22 protein-coding genes are annotated in these 16,289 nt (G+C 71.2%); 19 read left to right on the forward strand and 3 right to left on the reverse strand.

Translation table 11 applies throughout. The features are described from left to right. Window positions 1-24: 24 nt before the first annotated feature. Window positions 25-2,937, reverse strand: coding sequence for an excinuclease ABC subunit UvrA (uvrA, locus tag ACWCXH_RS14265; protein ID WP_449801713.1), 2,913 nt, complete (start codon window positions 2,935-2,937; stop codon window positions 25-27). 266 nt (window positions 2,938-3,203) lie between these two features. Here uvrA and ACWCXH_RS14270 point away from each other — a divergent pair, with 266 nt between their 5' ends. Next, window positions 3,204-3,938: a maleylpyruvate isomerase family mycothiol-dependent enzyme gene (locus ACWCXH_RS14270; RefSeq protein WP_449801714.1), complete on the forward strand. Its 735-nt coding sequence runs from the start codon at window positions 3,204-3,206 to the stop codon at window positions 3,936-3,938. Window positions 3,939-3,987: 49 nt separating this feature from the next. Here ACWCXH_RS14270 and ACWCXH_RS14275 read toward each other — a convergent pair whose 3' ends face one another. Next, window positions 3,988-5,211 carry an RNA-guided endonuclease InsQ/TnpB family protein gene (locus ACWCXH_RS14275; protein WP_449801715.1) on the reverse strand — a complete coding sequence of 408 codons (1,224 nt, stop codon included), beginning with the start codon at window positions 5,209-5,211 and terminating at the stop codon, window positions 3,988-3,990. A gap of 155 nt (window positions 5,212-5,366) precedes the next feature. Here ACWCXH_RS14275 and ACWCXH_RS14280 point away from each other — a divergent pair, with 155 nt between their 5' ends. The 7 genes from ACWCXH_RS14280 (at window position 5,367) to ACWCXH_RS14310 (ending at window position 8,430) form a co-directional block, all read left to right on the forward strand. Beyond that, on the forward strand, window positions 5,367-6,014 hold the full coding sequence (locus ACWCXH_RS14280; RefSeq protein WP_449801716.1) for an MBL fold metallo-hydrolase: 648 nt from the start codon (window positions 5,367-5,369) through the stop codon (window positions 6,012-6,014). A 99-nt stretch (window positions 6,015-6,113) separates the two neighbouring features. Beyond that, window positions 6,114-6,605, forward strand: a complete 492-nt coding sequence (locus ACWCXH_RS14285) for a hypothetical protein (protein ID WP_449801717.1) — start codon at window positions 6,114-6,116, stop codon at window positions 6,603-6,605. Beyond that, the gene (locus ACWCXH_RS14290; RefSeq protein ID WP_449801718.1) at window positions 6,602-7,249 is read left to right on the forward strand and encodes an RNA polymerase sigma factor; all 648 of its coding nucleotides are present in this window, start codon (window positions 6,602-6,604) and stop codon (window positions 7,247-7,249) included. The genes ACWCXH_RS14285 and ACWCXH_RS14290 overlap by 4 nt, the downstream gene beginning before the upstream one ends. Next, a complete protein-coding gene (locus ACWCXH_RS14295) occupies window positions 7,246-7,584 on the forward strand; it encodes a hypothetical protein (RefSeq protein ID WP_449801719.1) in 339 nt (112 codons plus the stop codon). The genes ACWCXH_RS14290 and ACWCXH_RS14295 overlap by 4 nt, the downstream gene beginning before the upstream one ends. Next, window positions 7,581-7,772, forward strand: a complete 192-nt coding sequence (locus tag ACWCXH_RS14300; RefSeq protein ID WP_449801720.1) for a hypothetical protein — start codon at window positions 7,581-7,583, stop codon at window positions 7,770-7,772. The genes ACWCXH_RS14295 and ACWCXH_RS14300 overlap by 4 nt, the downstream gene beginning before the upstream one ends. Before the next feature lie 176 nt (window positions 7,773-7,948). Beyond that, window positions 7,949-8,197 carry a hypothetical protein gene (locus ACWCXH_RS14305; protein ID WP_449801721.1) on the forward strand — a complete coding sequence of 83 codons (249 nt, stop codon included), beginning with the start codon at window positions 7,949-7,951 and terminating at the stop codon, window positions 8,195-8,197. A gap of 44 nt (window positions 8,198-8,241) precedes the next feature. Beyond that, window positions 8,242-8,430 (forward strand): hypothetical protein, encoded by a 189-nt coding sequence (locus ACWCXH_RS14310; protein ID WP_449801722.1) that lies wholly within the window; start codon window positions 8,242-8,244, stop codon window positions 8,428-8,430. A gap of 64 nt (window positions 8,431-8,494) precedes the next feature. Here ACWCXH_RS14310 and ACWCXH_RS14315 read toward each other — a convergent pair whose 3' ends face one another. Further along, window positions 8,495-9,298, reverse strand: a complete 804-nt coding sequence (locus ACWCXH_RS14315) for a GntR family transcriptional regulator (RefSeq protein WP_449801723.1) — start codon at window positions 9,296-9,298, stop codon at window positions 8,495-8,497. A gap of 213 nt (window positions 9,299-9,511) precedes the next feature. Between ACWCXH_RS14315 and ACWCXH_RS14320 the strand changes: the two genes are divergently transcribed. The 11 genes from ACWCXH_RS14320 (at window position 9,512) to ACWCXH_RS14370 (ending at window position 16,070) form a co-directional block, all read left to right on the forward strand. Continuing rightward, the gene (locus ACWCXH_RS14320; RefSeq protein WP_449801724.1) at window positions 9,512-9,814 is read left to right on the forward strand and encodes a WhiB family transcriptional regulator; all 303 of its coding nucleotides are present in this window, start codon (window positions 9,512-9,514) and stop codon (window positions 9,812-9,814) included. After that, window positions 9,811-10,056 (forward strand): hypothetical protein, encoded by a 246-nt coding sequence (locus ACWCXH_RS14325; RefSeq protein WP_449801725.1) that lies wholly within the window; start codon window positions 9,811-9,813, stop codon window positions 10,054-10,056. The genes ACWCXH_RS14320 and ACWCXH_RS14325 overlap by 4 nt, the downstream gene beginning before the upstream one ends. After that, entirely contained in the window at window positions 10,053-10,310 is a 258-nt protein-coding gene (locus ACWCXH_RS14330; protein WP_449801726.1) for a hypothetical protein, read from the forward strand. The genes ACWCXH_RS14325 and ACWCXH_RS14330 overlap by 4 nt, the downstream gene beginning before the upstream one ends. Then, window positions 10,303-10,554 (forward strand): hypothetical protein, encoded by a 252-nt coding sequence (locus ACWCXH_RS14335; protein ID WP_449801727.1) that lies wholly within the window; start codon window positions 10,303-10,305, stop codon window positions 10,552-10,554. Before ACWCXH_RS14330 ends, ACWCXH_RS14335 begins: the two co-directional genes overlap by 8 nt. Next, on the forward strand, window positions 10,551-11,795 hold the full coding sequence (locus ACWCXH_RS14340; protein ID WP_449801728.1) for a hypothetical protein: 1,245 nt from the start codon (window positions 10,551-10,553) through the stop codon (window positions 11,793-11,795). Before ACWCXH_RS14335 ends, ACWCXH_RS14340 begins: the two co-directional genes overlap by 4 nt. 98 nt (window positions 11,796-11,893) lie before the next feature. Further along, window positions 11,894-12,028: a hypothetical protein gene (locus ACWCXH_RS14345; protein WP_449801729.1), complete on the forward strand. Its 135-nt coding sequence runs from the start codon at window positions 11,894-11,896 to the stop codon at window positions 12,026-12,028. A 98-nt stretch (window positions 12,029-12,126) separates the two neighbouring features. Then, window positions 12,127-12,264, forward strand: coding sequence for a hypothetical protein (locus ACWCXH_RS14350; RefSeq protein ID WP_449801730.1), 138 nt, complete (start codon window positions 12,127-12,129; stop codon window positions 12,262-12,264). 52 nt (window positions 12,265-12,316) lie between these two features. Then, window positions 12,317-12,763 (forward strand): hypothetical protein, encoded by a 447-nt coding sequence (locus tag ACWCXH_RS14355; RefSeq protein ID WP_449801731.1) that lies wholly within the window; start codon window positions 12,317-12,319, stop codon window positions 12,761-12,763. Between the two features lie 126 nt (window positions 12,764-12,889). Continuing rightward, complete coding sequence (locus tag ACWCXH_RS14360) at window positions 12,890-13,336, forward strand: hypothetical protein (protein WP_449801732.1); 447 nt, start codon at window positions 12,890-12,892, stop codon at window positions 13,334-13,336. 40 nt (window positions 13,337-13,376) lie between these two features. After that, window positions 13,377-13,547: a hypothetical protein gene (locus ACWCXH_RS14365; protein WP_449801733.1), complete on the forward strand. Its 171-nt coding sequence runs from the start codon at window positions 13,377-13,379 to the stop codon at window positions 13,545-13,547. Between the two features lie 84 nt (window positions 13,548-13,631). After that, window positions 13,632-16,070, forward strand: a complete 2,439-nt coding sequence (locus tag ACWCXH_RS14370) for a hypothetical protein (RefSeq protein ID WP_449801734.1) — start codon at window positions 13,632-13,634, stop codon at window positions 16,068-16,070. Window positions 16,071-16,289 lie beyond the last annotated feature (219 nt).

The following is a 16,289-nucleotide window of genomic DNA, read 5'->3' on the forward strand; positions in this document are numbered from 1 at the left end:
GCGGGGCGGACCGTGCGCCCGCGGCTACTTCTTCGCCGCGGCGGCGCGCTTGCGCGTCGTCTTCGGCTTGACCGGCGCGACCGGGGCGTCGGCGAAGTCGCCCGGGAGGATGTCCCGGAGGAACTTGCCGGTGTGGCTCTCCGGCACCGCCGCGATCTGCTCCGGGGTGCCCTCGGCGACCACCGCGCCACCGCCGGAACCGCCCTCGGGGCCCATGTCGACGATCCAGTCGGCGGTCTTGATCACATCGAGGTTGTGCTCGATGACGATCACCGTGTTGCCCTTCTCGACCAGCCCGGTGAGCACCTTGATCAGCTTGCTGATGTCCTCGAAGTGCAGGCCGGTGGTGGGCTCGTCGAGCACGTAGACCGTCCGCCCGGTGGAGCGCTTCTGCAGCTCCGAGGCGAGCTTGACGCGCTGCGCCTCGCCACCGGAGAGCGTCGGCGCGGACTGGCCGAGCCGGACGTAGCCGAGGCCGACGTCGTTGAGCGTCCTGAGGTGGCGGGCGATCGCCGGGACGGCCTCGAAGAAGGCCAGCGCCTCCTCGATCGGCATGTCCAGCACCTCGGCGATGGACTTGCCCTTGTAGTGCACCTCCAGCGTCTCCCGGTTGTACCGGGCGCCGTGGCAGACCTCGCACGGGACGTAGACGTCCGGCAGGAAGTTCATCTCGATCTTGATGGTGCCGTCGCCCGAGCAGTTCTCGCAGCGCCCGCCCTTGACGTTGAAGGAGAACCGGCCGGGCAGGTAGCCGCGGACCTTGGCCTCCTGCGTCTCCGCGAAGAGCCGGCGGACGTGGTCGAACACTCCGGTGTAGGTGGCCGGGTTGGAGCGCGGGGTGCGCCCGATCGGCGACTGGTCGACGTGCACCACCTTGTCCACCAGGTCGGTGCCGGTGATCCGGGTGTGCCGGCCCGGCACGCTGCGGGCGCCGTTCAGCTCCCGGGCGAGGTGGGTGTAGAGGATGTCGTTGACCAGCGTCGACTTGCCGGAGCCGGAGACACCGGTGATCGCGGTGAAGGTGCCGAGCGGGAAGCCGACCGTGACGTCCTTGAGGTTGTGCTCGCGGGCGCCGTGGACGGTCAGCTGGCGCTTCCCGTCCCGCGCGCGGCGGGCCGCCGGGATCGGGATGGACCGCTTGCCGGACAGGTACTGGCCGGTCAGCGACTCCTTGTTGCCGAGCAGCTGCTTCAGCGAACCGGAGTGCACCACCTTGCCGCCGTGCTCGCCGGCGCCCGGGCCGATGTCGACCACCCAGTCCGCCGTCTTGATGGTGTCCTCGTCGTGCTCGACGACGATCAGGGTGTTGCCGATGTCGCGCAACCGCACCAGCGTCTCGATCAGCCGGTGGTTGTCCCGCTGGTGCAGGCCGATGGACGGCTCGTCCAGCACGTAGAGCACGCCGACCAGGCCGGAGCCGATCTGGGTGGCCAGGCGGATGCGCTGGGCCTCGCCGCCGGACAGGGTGCCGGCCGCGCGGTCGAGCGAGAGGTAGTCCAGGCCGACGTCGACCAGGAAGCGCAGCCGCTCGTTGACCTCCTTGAGGACCCGCTCGGCGATCTGCTTGTCGCGGTCGTTCAGCTTCATCGCGCCCAGGAACTCGGCGCAGTCGCTGATCGACATCGACGAGACGTCGGCGATCGACTTCTCCTCGACGGTGACCGCGAGCACGACCGGCTTGAGCCGGGTGCCCTGGCAGGTCGGGCAGGGCACCTCGCGCATGTAGCCCTCGAAGCGCTCGCGGCTGCTGTCGCTCTCCGCCTCGGTGTGCCGGCGCTGGATGAACGGGACGGCACCCTCGAAGCCGGTGCTGTACGAGCGCTCGCGGCCGAAGCGGTTGCGGTAGCGGACCTGCACCTGGTGCTTGTGCCCGTACAGCAGCGCCTTCTTGGCGCGGGCCGGCAGCCCGGCCCACGGGATGTCGGTGCGGAAGCCCAGCTCCTCGGCCAGCGCGTCGATCAGGCGCTGGAAGTACTCCTTGGCGTGGCCGGCCGACCACGGGTGGATGGCGCCCGCGTCGAGCGAGCGCTCCTCGTCCGGCACGACCAGCTCCGGGTCGACCTCCATCCGGTTGCCCAGGCCCGAGCAGTCCGGGCAGGCGCCGAACGGCGAGTTGAACGAGAACGAGCGCGGCTCCAGCTCCTCGAACGACACGTCGTCGTACGGGCAGTAGAGGTGCTCGGAGTACATGCGCTCGCGCTCCGGGTCGTCCTCCGGGAGGTCGACGAAGTCGAGCACGACCATGCCGCCGGACAGCCGCAGGGCCGTCTCCACCGAGTCGGTGAGCCGCCGCTTGGCGCTCTCCTTGACGGTCAGGCGGTCGATGACCACCTCGACGGTGTGCTTCTCCTGCTTCTTGAGCTTCGGCGGCTCGGCGAGCTGGATCGTCGCGCCGTCCACCCGGGCGCGCGAGTAGCCCTTGGACTGGAGGTCGGCGAAGAGGTCGACGAACTCGCCCTTGCGCTCGCGCACCACCGGGCTGAGCACCTGGAAGCGGGTGCCCTCGGCGAGCTCCAGCACCTTGTCGACGATCGCCTGCGGCGACTGCTTGGCGATCGGGCGGCCGCAGTGCGGACAGTGCGGCTTGCCGATCCGGGCGAACAGCAGGCGCAGGTAGTCGTAGACCTCGGTGATGGTGCCGACGGTCGAACGGGGGTTGCGGTTGGTGGACTTCTGGTCGATCGAGACGGCCGGGGAGAGGCCTTCGATGAAGTCCACGTCGGGCTTGTCCATCTGCCCGAGGAACTGGCGGGCGTACGAGGACAGCGACTCGACGTAGCGGCGCTGGCCCTCGGCGAAGATCGTGTCGAAGGCGAGCGAGGACTTGCCGGAGCCGGAGAGGCCCGTGAAGACGATGAGGGAGTCGCGGGGCAGGTCGAGCGAGACGTTCTTGAGGTTGTGCTCGCGAGCACCGCGGACGATGAGGCGGTCGGCCACTGCTTCTGGCGCCTTTCTCCGGGGCGAGACGGCTTGCGGTGAGATTGGGTGCTTCTTCCAGGATGCGGCAGCCAGCCTATAGCTCAGGCGTTCGAATCTCGACTCTGTCCAGTGGAGTCCACCCGAACGAGTGAGGGCGGGCCCCGGACCGTCTGCACCCGGACCGAAAAGCCCCTGCTCAGGGGCCGGAAACGGAGATAGCGTCAGCTGGTCAACGAGCGAAGCCCCGCCCGGGCAACGCCCGCCTCCCACAGAAGGCCGATTCGATGACCGACCCGCAGTCCGCCGCCGCCCTCGCCGCCAGCCGGCTGAGCCTGGTCGAGGAGAGCACCCGACACCTGCTGCACACCGTCTCCGGGCTGAAGCCCGAGGCCGCCGCCGAGCCCTCCGCGCTGCCCGGCTGGACTCGCGGCCACGTGCTGGCCCACCTCGCCCGCAACGCCGACTCCCTGGTCAACCTGCTGGACGGCGCCCGCACCGGCACCGACATCCCGCAGTACGCCAGCGAGGAGGCCCGCGACCAGGGGATCGAGGACGGCGCCGGGCGCCCGCTGGACGCCCAGCTCGCCGACCTGCGCGAGTCGCACGAGCGCTTCGCCGCGGCCGCCGCACTGTTGGACCCCGAGGACTGGGCCGCCGACGTGCGCCACCGCTCCGGCGCCGTCTTCCCGGCCTGCGACCTGGTCTGGAAGCGCCTCGGCGAACTGGAGTACCACCTGGTCGACCTGGACGGCGGCTACTCCCCCGCCGAGTGGCCGGAGGAGTTCGCGGTCACCGAGTTCCACAAGCTCGCGATCAAGCTGCACGGCAGCGAGCTGCCCGCCGTCGAGCTGGTCGCCGAGGACACCGGGGACCGCGGCCTGATCGGCTCGGGCGACATCGCCCTGACCGTCCACAGCCCCCTCCGCGCCCTGCTCGCCTGGCTCTCCGGCCGCTCCGGCGGCGCGGACCTGCGCCGCACGCCCGACACCGCGCTCCCCCAGCTTCCCCCCATGGGCTGACGGCGCGAGGTTGGCTTCCTCCCCTCTCCTGACGGAGAGGGGAGCCCCCTCAGCCTCGCAGCTGAGCCGCCGCGCGCGAGCGCGGCGGTGGGACAACTTCCTGCTTCACCGACGGCCGCCCGCCCGGAGTACTCCGTTGAGGTCTTGCGCCGTCTCCACAGGCTGTAACCGCCAGCCCGGCGGCCAGGATGTTCTTCGCCGCGTTCACGTCCCGGTCATGGACTGCTCCGCAGTCACACGCCCAATGGCGGACGTTCAGTGGCAGTTGCTCGCGGACAACTCCGCAGGCCGAGCACAGCTTGGAGCTGGGAAACCATCGGTCGATGGTCACCAGGTCGCGACCGTACCAGGCACACTTGTACTCCAGCATGGCCCGCAGCTCGCTCCAGCTCGCGTCGCTGATCGCGCGGGCGAGCTTATTGTTCTTGAGCAGGTTGCGGACAGTGAGGTCCTCGATCACGACCGTTTGGTTCTCACGGACGAGCCGAGTGGTGAGCTTATGAAGGAAGTCTCTGCGCCGGTCGGCGATCCTCGCGTGTATCTTCGCGACCTTGCGCCGGGCCTTCTCGCGGTTCACAGATCCCTTGGCCTTGCGGGACAGCTCCCGCTGGCCCCTGGCCAGGCGTTCCCGGTCCCGACGCTCGTGCCGGGGGTTGGCGATCTTCTCCCCGGTGGAGAAGGCCACCAGCGACGTGACGCCTGCGTCGATCCCGACCGCCGCCTCCGCAGCGGGCAGGGGCTTGACGCTCGGGTCCTCGCACAGCATGGAGACGAACCAGCGCCCAGCCGCGTCCCGGCTCACGGTCACCGAGGAGGGCGAAACGCCCTCGGGCAGGGGGCGAGACCAGACGACGTCCAGCGGCTCCGCCATCTTCGCCAGCGTCAGCTTCCCGTCGCGGAAACGGAACGCCGAGGTGGTGTACTCGGCCGAGTCACGGGACTTCTTCCTCGACTTGAACCGCGGGTACTTCGCCCGCTTCGCGAAGTAGTTCGTGAAGGCCCCCTGCAGGTGCCGCAGCGTCTGCTGCAACGGCACGCAGGAGACTTCGGACAGGTAGGCCAGTTCCTCAGCCTTCTTCCACCCTGTCAACATCGCCGATGTGGCGTTGTAGTTGACCCGCTCCCCCCGAAGCAGCCACGCCTCGGTACGGGCCTGCAACGCCATGTTGTAGACCTTCCTCACACACCCGAACGTGCGCGACAGCTCAGCCGCCTGCGCATTGGTCGGATAGAAGCGAAACTTGAACGCCCGCTTCACCTGGGAGGCCTGCACAAATCACAAGGTACACCGTCAAGTTGTGACCACACGAGGGTCATCACCTGACCAGACGCCCGGCCGCCTTGGCAGCGGTCCGGCTCTCCCTGTCCCGCTACGCGGGAGTTCGCTTCTCCCCGGCCGAGGCCGGGAGTATCCATGAAGGAGTCCTGATGACGTACCACGGAGCGGTCAAGGTCGGCGGGCCGCCGGACGTGCGCGAGCTGGCCCACCTGATTATCACCAAGGTGGCCGTGGGCCCGTACGACAACAACGCCTACCTGTTGCGCTGCCGGGCCACCGACGAGCAGCTGCTGATCGACGCGGCCGCCGACGCCCCGGTGCTGCTGGAGACTGTCGGGGACGACCTCGAAACCGTGGTCACCACCCACCGGCACCACGACCACTGGGGCGCCCTCGCCGAGGTGGTCGCCACCACCGGCGCCCGCACCGCCGCCGGCCAGCATGACGCCGAGGGCATCGACGTGCCCACCGAGCTGCTCCTCGCCGACGGCGACAAGCTGCGGGTCGGCGACGTGGAACTCACCGTCCGCCACCTGGTCGGCCACACCCCCGGCGCGATCGTGCTGATCTACGACGACCCCCAGGGCCACCCGCACGTCTTCACCGGCGACTGCCTCTTCCCAGGCGGTCCCGGAAGGACAACACAGCCGGATGAGTTCAAGTCGCTGATGGAAGGGCTGGAGGCCAAGGTCTTCACCCTGCCAGACGAGACCTGGATCTATCCCGGCCACGGGAACGACACCACCCTCGGCAAGGAGCGCACGCATCTTGCCGAGTGGTGGGCCCGCGGCTGGTAAGTCGCGAAGGGGCCGCCTAACGCAAGGCGGCCCCGCCCCGGTGTAGCGAGCACCTCGGGCAGGGCCTCTCCAGAGAACCTGCCTGAACAGGAGCTCCAGATGCTTCACCTTCTCATGTCCGGTGCCCGCCGTGTAGGCGAGAGGCCCGCCGGATTCCGTGGTATCGCCCGGGCCGTCCGCTCGGTGATCAACCCGGCGTCGCTCTTCACCACCCCGGCCGCCGCGCCGGCCCCCGTGTCCGTGACCGCCCCGGACCCGGACGGCGTGTACGGGCCGGACGAGATGCCGGCCGCCGAGGCCATCGAGGCCGCCGCCCGCTCCTACCACCTCGCGGCCGACCAGGCCCGCCGCTCCGACCGCGCCAAGCGCGCCGCGAAGAAGGTCCTCGACCGTCTGCCCGTCGGCGTCTACTCCGGCTGGTCCGTCGAGCGCGTGCCGTCCGGCCGCGAGACCGTCGACCTGAACGCGGTTCGCGCCATCTTCAAGGCGCACGGCCTGGGCGACGTGCCGATGAAGCAGTCGGCGCCGTCGCTGAAGGTCACCCTCGCCGAGGCCCCGGCCGTCCTGGCGCCCGCGGCGGTGGCCGCATGAACGCCACCACCATCGACCTCCCGGCCATCTACGCCGGCAGCCCGGAGCAGGTCCTGGCCCAGGTCGTCGCCGACCACCAGAAGCACGTCACCAACTACATCGCCGGCCGCCTGATCCATCGGGACTGGCAGCTGGCCGAGGACCTCACCCAGGACACGTTCCTCCACCTGTGGACCTACCACGTCTCGCGCGGCGTCCCGATCGACCGGCGGGTGTTCGGCCTCCTCACCCTGATCGCCCGGCAGGCGATCTCCCACCACCTCCGCAGGATGCGCAGTACCGAGGTGGCTCTGGACTTCACCGACCCGGAAGTCCCGCAGGCCCGCACGATGGCCGCCTCCCCGATCGACGTCCCGCATCTGGTCGGCCTGTACGCCGAGCTGGAGGAGGCGAAGTCGGAGTTGGCCGAGGCCGCGCGGCAGTACAGGAACACGGCCAACGCCGACACGACGGCTCGCCGGTCGGTGTCCAACGCGGTCCGGCCCGAGGCGGTCGAGCGGTGCACGGCGCGGGCGGCGGCGACAGGGGCCGCGCTCTCGGCGAGGCTCGACGAGTTCTCGGCGGCGGCTGTGCGGGTCGCCCAGGTTCGTGCGGCCTGGAACGCCGCGGCCCAGGAGTGCGCCGCGCTGGCGGGTGCCCGATGAGCGAGAACAAGGTGACGGCGCCCGAGGAGAGCGTCCTGCCGGCGGTCGCGGCGGTTCACGTGCTGCTGGCCAACCGCCCGGAGCTGGCGCTGCTGCCGGTGCAGTGGCTGATCAGCCGGGGTGACGTGTCGATCCTGATCCGCGGCGACGGGCCGGCGGCACGGGAGGCGGCGGAGGCGCTCGCCTCGGCGCTCGGCGTCGAGGTCCGGCCGGGTCTCGCGGTCGAGCGCAAGGACGGGTGGCACCTGCCGTTGTACGTAGAGGCGACGCTGGGCGGGGCAGCAGTGTTCGCGTCCGCCCACGTGACGATCGACGGGCCGGAGGGGGAGCGATGAGCCGCCCGTCGAGGGTGCCTCGGCCGACCGAGGACGCCGCCCTCGCCCGGGTCCGCGAGCGGAGGCTGCCGTCGCCGGTAATGCTGCTGGAGCACCTCGCCGTGGCTGTCCGTCGGCGGGACCGGCAGGCGGCGCGGCTCATCCGCGCGCTGCTCGACCGGGCGGGCGGATTGGCCGTGCCGGCGTGATGGACGGCTGTGCCCCGGCCGGTTTGGGTCGGCCGGGGCACAGCTCCCACGGGTCAGGCCGCGTAGAAGTCGGCCAATGCCGGCGGCCTGTCGAACGCTCTGCACCGCGCCGCCAGCCCGCTATTCCACATGGCCACCAACCAACTCCGCCCGTCCACACCCTGTGGAGGCCCTTCATGGATCCGCTCACTCTCGCCGAAGTCGAGGCCGCTCTGGCGACCGGCGTCGACGACTACCTCACTACCTCGCCGCACGCCCGGCGACTCGACTACCGGATCACCCTCGCCGGTCGCACCCATACCGGTATCGCCACGGTGTACGGCCGCCTGGACGACGACCAGGCCGCCGCGTTCCTGGCCTGGCTGCACCAGCTGGCCGGGGCACTACCAGCGACCGCCCGGCTGGACCTGACCCCACCCGCATGACCCTGGCTGGACCCCAGCCACCCCACCCCCGAAAGGAAGATCAGATGTACGAGGATGACGACTTCGACGAGTACGAGGACGACGGCGAGTGGCAGCCCGGCGAGTGCGACCACTGCTCCGGCGGAGACGAGAACGGCGTCACCGCCACCGGGCCGCTCGGCTCCCTGTACTGCGCCTGCTTCATCGGGCAGGGCGCCGGCCCCGAGGGCTGTGTCTGCGGTCCTGAGGACTGAGCAGGCACGGGAAAGGGCCCTGGCCGTTTGCCCCGGCCAGGGCCCCGCCCACCGACCGTTGCGGTCAGCTGGTGTAGAAGTCGGCCGACGCCGGCTGCACCGGCCACTTCGCCTCGCCACGGCGGGTCATCGAGTAGCGGATCGAGAAGACTTCGGCGCTGAACCTGATGTCGTTGACCTCGACGACGAGCTGGCGGCCGTCGACCTTGACGGTTGAGGTCCGGATGACCCGCAGCAGCGGGACACCGGGAGGCATCAGCAGCGCCGCCGTCTCGGCCGGGCTGGGGGTGATCGCGGTGATCTCCTCCTCCCAGCTGATGGGTTGCTGCGCCCACTCCTCGATGCGGTCGTAGATCCCGCCGAGGCCGGAGTTTCCGGCGATGACGGGGACGGCCGCGACGGCGTCGGGGTGCAGGTAGCTGTCGGTCAGTTGCCGGTAGGCCGGCACGTCGGGGTCGCCGTTGATTCGCTTGCGGACCACGACGGGGGTTCCCGGCTCGACGCCGAGGTAGCCCGCGATGTCGGCCGGCACCGGTTCTTCGCCAACCTCGGTGCGGGTGCCCTCGATGAGGCGCCAGTGTTGGACGTTGGCTCCGGAGTAGTAGCCGAGGTTGTCGCGCTCCATGGCCCTGGCTCGGACCATGCGGGTGGTGGGCCTCTGGCGCACGAAGGTTCCGGCTCGGCCGCCCTTGTACTCGACCAGGCCCTCGTTCTTCAGGATCGTGAGCGCCTGGCGGGCGGTCTGGCGGTTGACGCTGTGCTCGTCGACGAGGGCTTCCATGGTGGGGAGCCGGTCGCCGGGCTGGAGTTCGCCGCTGTGGATGCGTTCGCGCAGGCCGGCTGCGATTTCCTCTGCGGATCGTGGCATTGGGGTTCCTCTCAGTCGGTCCCCAGTGGGGTGACTCAAGCTTACGTGCTAGCACGTTCCCCTTGACGGCGGCGGGCACCCTGAGCCACCATCAGATTACCGATTAGGTGCTAGCACCTAACTGTGTCGGGGGTGGCTTCGCCATCCCAAAATCCGTCCGCCACCTCTGCGGACGGACCCCTCAACCATCCATCCCAGAAGGGCTTCTTCGCCATGCCCAACAACCAGCGATCCGAGAAGCGGGGTGAGCACACCGCCCCCTGCCGGCGCCTCGACCCCGAACTCTTCTTCCCGGCGACCGATGGCACCAACTACTACCGCCCCACCGACGCCGAGCGCGCCGCCCTCGCCGTGTGCGCGATCTGCCCGCTCGCCCACCGCACCGCCTGCCTCGACCAGGCCCTCACCTTCCCGGCCGACCAGCAGCACGGCGTCGTCGGCGGAGCCACCGCGATCCAGCGCAAGACCATCATCCGCGGCCGGAAGGCCGCCGAGCTGATCGGAGTCGCCGCGTGAGCGCCTACGACGAGACCCTGCCGGTCGAGGTCCGGATCCAGCGCCTCCTGGAGGAGGTGTCGGTCGTCCTGCGCGACCGCCTCGGTGAGCCCCTCGACCTGATGATCCGTCCGGCCGGCCTGAGCGCCTGGGACTGGCTGCGGCTGCGGGACCAGCGGATCTGGGCCGAGCACGCGGTCGAGGACTACGCCGACCGCCTCGCCGAGCTCTACAGCTACGTCCCGAGGGACGGTGCCCGATGAACATCGACCAGGCCCTCGCCAACGCCCGCACCCGCCTCGCGATCGGCTGGCCGCTGCTCGTCCTGGCCCTCGCCCTCTACGCCCCGGCCGACGGCGTGACCCGGATCGTCCTGCTCCTGGTCGGCGCCGCGCTCGCCGCGGGCAAGCTGCCGGCCTCCACCCCGGCCTCGAAGGTCAGGAAGACCACCTCCCCGACGGCCACGAAGGCCTCGACGGTCCCGCCGCAGCGCAAGGGCGGTGACCTCGATGAGTGAGAGCGTCTACCTCCCGGAAGGGAAGCCGGACCCCGAGACCGTCTGGGTCGACCACCAGGTCGACCTCGCGTGGGCGAGCTTCCGCGCCTACCACGGTGACCCGGAGCAGTGGCTGACCTGTGAGCGGCTGGCCCTGGGGCGACTGCTCAGGAAGACCAGGGCCGAGGCCGAGCTGGTCCTGGTGAACAAGCACATGGCCGACATCGACGGTTCCGACGCAGGCAAGGGCGGTGAGGGACAGTGAGTTTCTACACCGAGCGCCGCAAGGACAAGGCCGCCGAGCGGGCCGAGGCTCGCCAGGACCTGGCCGCGGAGCGAGCGGAGGCCCGCAAGGACGCCGACGCCGAGCGCCGCCGGCAGGCCGCCGACCGCAAGGAGCGCGACCAGCGCAGGGCCGAGGCCCGGCGGGCGCGGGCCGCGAAGGCCGCCCGGCTGACCGGATGGGTCAAGGCCGACCCCGCCCGGGCGTTCGTCCGCGTGGTCCAGGTCTGCTCGATCGCGCCCGCCGTGGTCGCGCAGGTCGGCGCCCTCACCGACGCCACGGTCCCGCTGCTGATGGCCGCTCTGCTGGCCACCATGCTGGAGGGCTTGGCCTGGGCCCTGGTCGCGATGGGATCCAAGGCCGAGGGCGAGCGGTCGACCCGGACCTACCGGGCGGGCGCCTGGGCGGCCGGCACGATCGCGGGCGGCATCAACTTCGCGCACGGCTGGAGCCAGTACACCGAGCACAGGTGGGTGGCGGTCGTGCTGGCACTCTCCTCCCTCGCGGCGGTGTGGATCACCGATCTGCAGACGCACGGGGGTCGGGGCCCGACGAAGGCGCAGAAGCGGGCCGCCACCGAGCGGGCCGCCCATGCCAAGGCCCGTGCCGCGCACCACCCCGACGTGCTGGAGGTCGCCAACCGGCTGCTGTCCGCGAACCCGTTCGGCGCCCTGCATCCGGACGACGCCTGGCAGACCGCCTGGCACTACGTCCACGGAGTCGCGGTCACCGGGGTGACCTCCGACCTGATCGCTGCCCAGCTCGCCGCGCAGGCCCGGGTCACCGAGGTCGCCGCCCCGAGGGCGGTCACCGTCACGGACCCGGACATGCCGCCGGACCCCTTCCTCGACGACGAGGAATCGGTCTACCGGGCCGCTGTTCCCGAGGCGCTGGAGGCCGCGTCCCGGTGGCGTCTCGAAGACCCGGAATCCCTTGGGGGAATTGGGCTCCAGGCGCCCCAGAGGGGCCCGCAGAAGGCCACTTCGGCGCCTCGGAAGGATCTCGCCGGGAACGACCGCGAGACGGCCGGGGAACGGCCTCTGGACCCCGAGCACCTGGAGAAGGTCCGCGCCCTGGCCAAGGTCCTCTCCAACTCCGGCCAGGCCCTGACGGCCCCCCAGATCCGCAAGCTCATCGGCTGCCGGAACGAGTACGCGATCCGCCTGCGGAACGCCGTGCAGCCCAAGGATGACGGCGGCCCCGAGATGGCCGGCGCCCGCTAGCAGCAGCCGCACCGGGTGCGGGTCCTGCGATCTCTCGCACTCCTCGCACCCACCGCATGACTCGCACACCCCCGCACCACCCCCCTGGAGGCACCCCCATGCCGATCGTCTCCTGCCCCCGCTTCCGCTGCGCGACCTGCCAGGACTGGGGGACCGTCGTCCCCCGCGACGGCGGCCAGCCGATCCCCTGCCCCGAGCCCGACTGCCCGATCCGCAAGGAGAACCAGCGCTGACCATCACCGACCTCAAGGGCGTCCCGCTCACCGCCCACGAACTCCGCCGGCGGGCCATCGCCGCTGCTGCGAGCGCCGAGCACAACCTGCGGCTCGACGTGCCGCAGCTGGAGACCGCCCAGGCCTGGGTGGCCGTCACCCACGCGCTCATCGCCGCCGCCGCCGTCCAGGACCGGATCGAGGGGGAGGCCCGCCCGAACACCCTCGCCTTCGAGCCCGGCTACGACCTCCGCTGACACCCGCCTGTTCCCCCGCACCGTCAAGACCCCTGACTGAGGAGCCCCCGCCATGACCTTTGCCATCACCTTCGCCGCCAAGAACACCGTCCCGGTCACCTGGACCACCGCCTCCGGCACGACCGCGACCGCGAACCTGCCGACCTTGGTGCACGCCTCCTACGCCCAGGCCGCCGGCGAGCACACCGCCGCGGTCGTGCAGATCGCGGACTCCCCGCAGCAGGTGGCCCCGGCCTACACCACGCAGTCCGCGAGCGGCGGCGCGATCGCCGGGCTGGGCGGTGCGTCCCTGCTGGGCCTGGCGATCCTGATCTGGTTCGCGGCGAAGTGGAAGACCCACGCCAAGGAGGTCCGCCGCGCGTTCGTGATGGGCGCCGCGGCCTCGATCCTGATCGGCTCCTGGGGCCTGTTCGGCACCCTCAGCCAGACCGTGAAGTCGACCGGCGACAACGTCGGCAACAGCGTCTCGTCCACGGTCGGCCAGACGTCGGCGCACTGACCCGACTGACGGCTGACCGCGTCGTCCCGGCCCCGCACACACCTACCCCGGGCCGGGGCGGCAAGGAGAGCCGCCAGAAGGCAGCTCTGATCGACCGCCCTGCAGCACTGACCAGAGGAGATGACCATGGGCATCCTCGACGCCCTGAGCAACGCTGCCGCCCGTGCCGCCGACAGCTACCGCAGTGGGGTCGCCCTGCGGGAGCTGCGTGGGGAGCACGACGACTGGGCGCGCGGGGCCGAGCTCGGCACCGTCTACTTCACGGCCTTCCCGACGACGAACATCGGCGGCGGCCGGCCGAGCCACTCGACCTTCGTGTTCGTGAAGAAGGCGTTCGACGGTCAGTTGATCACCGACTGCGGGACGCCGTCCTGGGCGCTGTGGCGGGAGTGCGGCCCTTTCACCCCGGCGCGGAAGTGGACCCACGCCGACGAGCGGGAGCGCCTGGCCGAGCTGGACGCCAAGCTCGGCGCCGGCATGGCGCAGGTGGTGCTCGACCGGTTCACCGCCCAGCAGATCGAGGCCGACGTCGCCCGCCGCTACCCCGTCAGCGCCCAGCTCGCCGCCGCCTGACAGCAGACCCCGACCACCAACACCTTCAGGAGGACATCCCATGGCCACCATCGAGCAGCAGCTGGCCGCCGCCGAGATCGAGTCCGACCGTCTGGTCCAGGACTTGGTGGACGCGGCCGACGACCCGGCCGAGCGCCGGCGCCTGGCCGACCGGATCCGCGAGGTCGGCGCCGAGATCAACCGCCTGTACGCGCTCCTGCCCGCCGCCTGACCGACTGCCAGCCGCGAGGGGTGCGGCGCACCGCAGATGTCGCACCCCTCGCACTCCCCGTACTCGTGAGAGAGGACCACCGAGGTGACCACCATCGTCGACCCGGCCGACAGCCCGCGGCCCTACGAGCCGCGTCCCATCCCCGTCGACTTCACCAAGACCCCGGTCCCCGCCCAGGACGAGCCCGCGGCCGGCGGCGGCGACCAGGCCGGGGCCGAGGAGCGCCGGGGGCTGGGAAGTCGTCTGAAGGAGAAGTGGGACGGGGCCGCGGCCGCCGACGGCGCCCTGGCCGAGCACCTGCGCCGCGCCCGCACGAACACCGCCGCGTGGCTGCGGACCGATGACCTCGCCGACGAGGACGTCGCCCAGGGCGTGGTCGCGGACCGCTACCGCCAGCACAAGGCAGAGGAGTCCCGGCTCCGTCAGGAACTGGCCCGCACCTCCAGCCAGATCGTCACCGCGATGCGCACCGAGACCAGCCGGGACGACAACGACCCGCGCAGGGACGGTCCGGAGGTCGTGCGGCTCAAGGGCCAGCGGGAGCTGCTGGAGACCCAGCTGACCGAGCACCGGCACACCGTGGAGACGCTGTCGGTGCCGCCGACCGAGGGCGAGCTGTCCCGTGCCCGGTGGGGGAAGAAGGCCGGCCGGGCGGCCGCCCTGGTGGGCGGGGTGGTCGGCGGCGGGATCGTGCTGCCGATGCAGGACCCCCGCCTGTTGCTGCTCAGCCTCCCGGCCGCGGCCGTCGCCCTGTGGCGGGCCGGAGTCCGGACGGACGAACCCGCGCCCGAGGCGCAGACCTCGGATTCTGTCCCCGTGGCCCTGGCCTCGCAGGGCCTGCCCGTCGCGGAGGAGCAGGAGGTTCAGGGCCCGGGGTTCGCCGCTGCTGTGGTGGCTGCCCGCCAGGCCGCCGAGCAAGCCGCCACGCCCGGCGCGGCCGCCGCCCGGCAGGTCGCCGAGGCAGCCGAGCAGGCCGCCCAGGTCCAGGGGGCCAGCGACCTGATCCAGGCGCTGGTCAAGGCAGGGATCATCAGCAAGGGCGAGGCGGAGGAGACACGCCTGGTCGGCGTCATCCGCCCCGACGGGCCGGGATGGACCGCCACCGTCGAACTGCCCGGAACCTCGACCGCGGAGCAGGCCATCGCGAAGGGCACCGAGCTGGCCTCCGCGCTGCGGGTGAAGTCCGCGCAGCTGCAGATGTCCAAGGACACCAGCGACGAGGGCCACGAGGGCCGCTTCGTCATCTGGTGCTCCAGCACCGCCAACCCGTACGCCGGCGGCCCGGTCGCCTCGGAGCTGATCGGCGCGGACTCCTGGGACTTCTGGCAGCAGGGCATCCCGCTGGGCACCAACGCGCGCGGCGTGCGCAAGGTCCTGTCCATGCTCTGGAGCTCGCTGCTGATCGGCGGACTCATGGGCTACGGCAAGACCTACCTCGCCCGCCTGGTCGCGGCCGCCGCCGTCCTCGACCCCTACGTCGACATCGTGCTCATCAGCGGCAAGACCAGCGCGGACTGGACCGCGCTCAAGACCGTGGCCACCCGCTACGTCGTGGGCAACAAGCCCACCGACATCCGGGCCATGCACGCCCTGATGGAAGAGGTCATCGCCGAAATGGCCGACCACGGCGAAGCCCTGGAGCGCCTTTTCGAGACCGACCCGGCGGTCTGCCCCGAAGGAAAGATCACCCCCGAACTGGCACGCCGTGACGACCTCCATATGACCCTGCTCGTCGTCGAAGAGCTCCAGGAGATCCTCGACGCCGCCGCCGGCATGAAGCTCGTCTCGGCCGACGAGGCCGAAGCGGCTGCCGGCGACGACCGCAAGAGCCCCCAGGGGCAGAACGGCAAGACCGTCATGGTCAGCCTCATCGCCCGGTTCATGCGCGTCGCGCGCTTCGTCGGGGGCATGGCCCTCATCATCACCCAGCGCCCCGACTCGAACTCCGTCCCCACCGAGCTGCGCGAGGTCGCGTCCAAGAGGGCCTGCTTTCGGGTCAAGGGGCAGAACTCCTCAAAGATGGTCCTGGGCGAGGACGCGGTGGGCGGCGGTGCGGCCCCGCACCTTCTCATGGAAGCGCACAAGGGCGTCGCGGTCCTCGACGAGGGCGCCGAGGACGGCCACGACACGCTCAAGGCCGACGTCATCAACCTCGACCAGTTCCGTCTGATCTGCGAGCGCGGCCGTGACCTGCGCATCAAGGCCGGAACCCTCGCGGGCTACGCGCTCGCCCGCTGGGAGGACGACCGCGAGCGAATCCAGCGCCAGAGGGTCCTGGCCGATGCGGTGCGGGCGATGGACGCCCACCAGGTCGACCGGGCCCGCCTGGTCGTCCTCGCGCAGTGGATGGCCGAGCTGGCCCCCGAGCACTGGCACGACCTGACCGAGACCAGCCTCGGCGCCCGCCTGCGCGAGGCCGGCGCGGGCAACACCGTCCGCATCGGCGCCGTGGACGGCATCACGAAGGCGTCCGGCTACCTGCGCGAGCAGCTCGTCGAAGCGCTCACCACCAAGGCCGCCTGACCGGCTTCACCCGGTTCGTTCCCCCGTCCGGCGGAACGTCCCAGGGCCCGCACGCCCCGTCAGCACCCCTTTTGACCAGGTTTGTTACCCCGTCCGGCCAGACCGGCCCCCCGTCCCCAGGACGGGCCGGAGGCCTCGCCGTACGGGGTGACAAACCACCCCAAACCACCACACGGACGAGGGCAGACCGCCCTCCGAAAACCGGAACAAGGAGACACC

Source organism: Kitasatospora sp. NPDC001660, assembly GCF_053596725.1.

Bases quoted from the DNA above. Each gene is read 5' to 3' on its own strand.
- ACWCXH_RS14365 (WP_449801733.1), top strand. From the start codon at position 13,377: ATGGCCACCATCGAGCAGCAGCTGGCCGCCGCCGAGATCGAGTCCGAC.
- ACWCXH_RS14305 (WP_449801721.1), top strand. From the start codon at position 7,949: ATGGATCCGCTCACTCTCGCCGAAGTCGAGGCCGCTCTGGCGACCGGC.
- ACWCXH_RS14335 (WP_449801727.1), top strand. From the start codon at position 10,303: ATGAGTGAGAGCGTCTACCTCCCGGAAGGGAAGCCGGACCCCGAGACC.
- ACWCXH_RS14320 (WP_449801724.1), top strand. From the start codon at position 9,512: ATGCCCAACAACCAGCGATCCGAGAAGCGGGGTGAGCACACCGCCCCC.
- ACWCXH_RS14285 (WP_449801717.1), top strand. From the start codon at position 6,114: ATGCTTCACCTTCTCATGTCCGGTGCCCGCCGTGTAGGCGAGAGGCCC.
- ACWCXH_RS14315 (WP_449801723.1), bottom strand. From the start codon at position 9,298: ATGCCACGATCCGCAGAGGAAATCGCAGCCGGCCTGCGCGAACGCATC.
- ACWCXH_RS14300 (WP_449801720.1), top strand. From the start codon at position 7,581: ATGAGCCGCCCGTCGAGGGTGCCTCGGCCGACCGAGGACGCCGCCCTC.
- ACWCXH_RS14270 (WP_449801714.1), top strand. From the start codon at position 3,204: ATGACCGACCCGCAGTCCGCCGCCGCCCTCGCCGCCAGCCGGCTGAGC.
- ACWCXH_RS14330 (WP_449801726.1), top strand. From the start codon at position 10,053: ATGAACATCGACCAGGCCCTCGCCAACGCCCGCACCCGCCTCGCGATC.
- ACWCXH_RS14310 (WP_449801722.1), top strand. From the start codon at position 8,242: ATGTACGAGGATGACGACTTCGACGAGTACGAGGACGACGGCGAGTGG.
- ACWCXH_RS14355 (WP_449801731.1), top strand. From the start codon at position 12,317: ATGACCTTTGCCATCACCTTCGCCGCCAAGAACACCGTCCCGGTCACC.
- ACWCXH_RS14360 (WP_449801732.1), top strand. From the start codon at position 12,890: ATGGGCATCCTCGACGCCCTGAGCAACGCTGCCGCCCGTGCCGCCGAC.
- ACWCXH_RS14280 (WP_449801716.1), top strand. From the start codon at position 5,367: ATGACGTACCACGGAGCGGTCAAGGTCGGCGGGCCGCCGGACGTGCGC.
- ACWCXH_RS14295 (WP_449801719.1), top strand. From the start codon at position 7,246: ATGAGCGAGAACAAGGTGACGGCGCCCGAGGAGAGCGTCCTGCCGGCG.
- ACWCXH_RS14345 (WP_449801729.1), top strand. From the start codon at position 11,894: ATGCCGATCGTCTCCTGCCCCCGCTTCCGCTGCGCGACCTGCCAGGAC.
- ACWCXH_RS14290 (WP_449801718.1), top strand. From the start codon at position 6,602: ATGAACGCCACCACCATCGACCTCCCGGCCATCTACGCCGGCAGCCCG.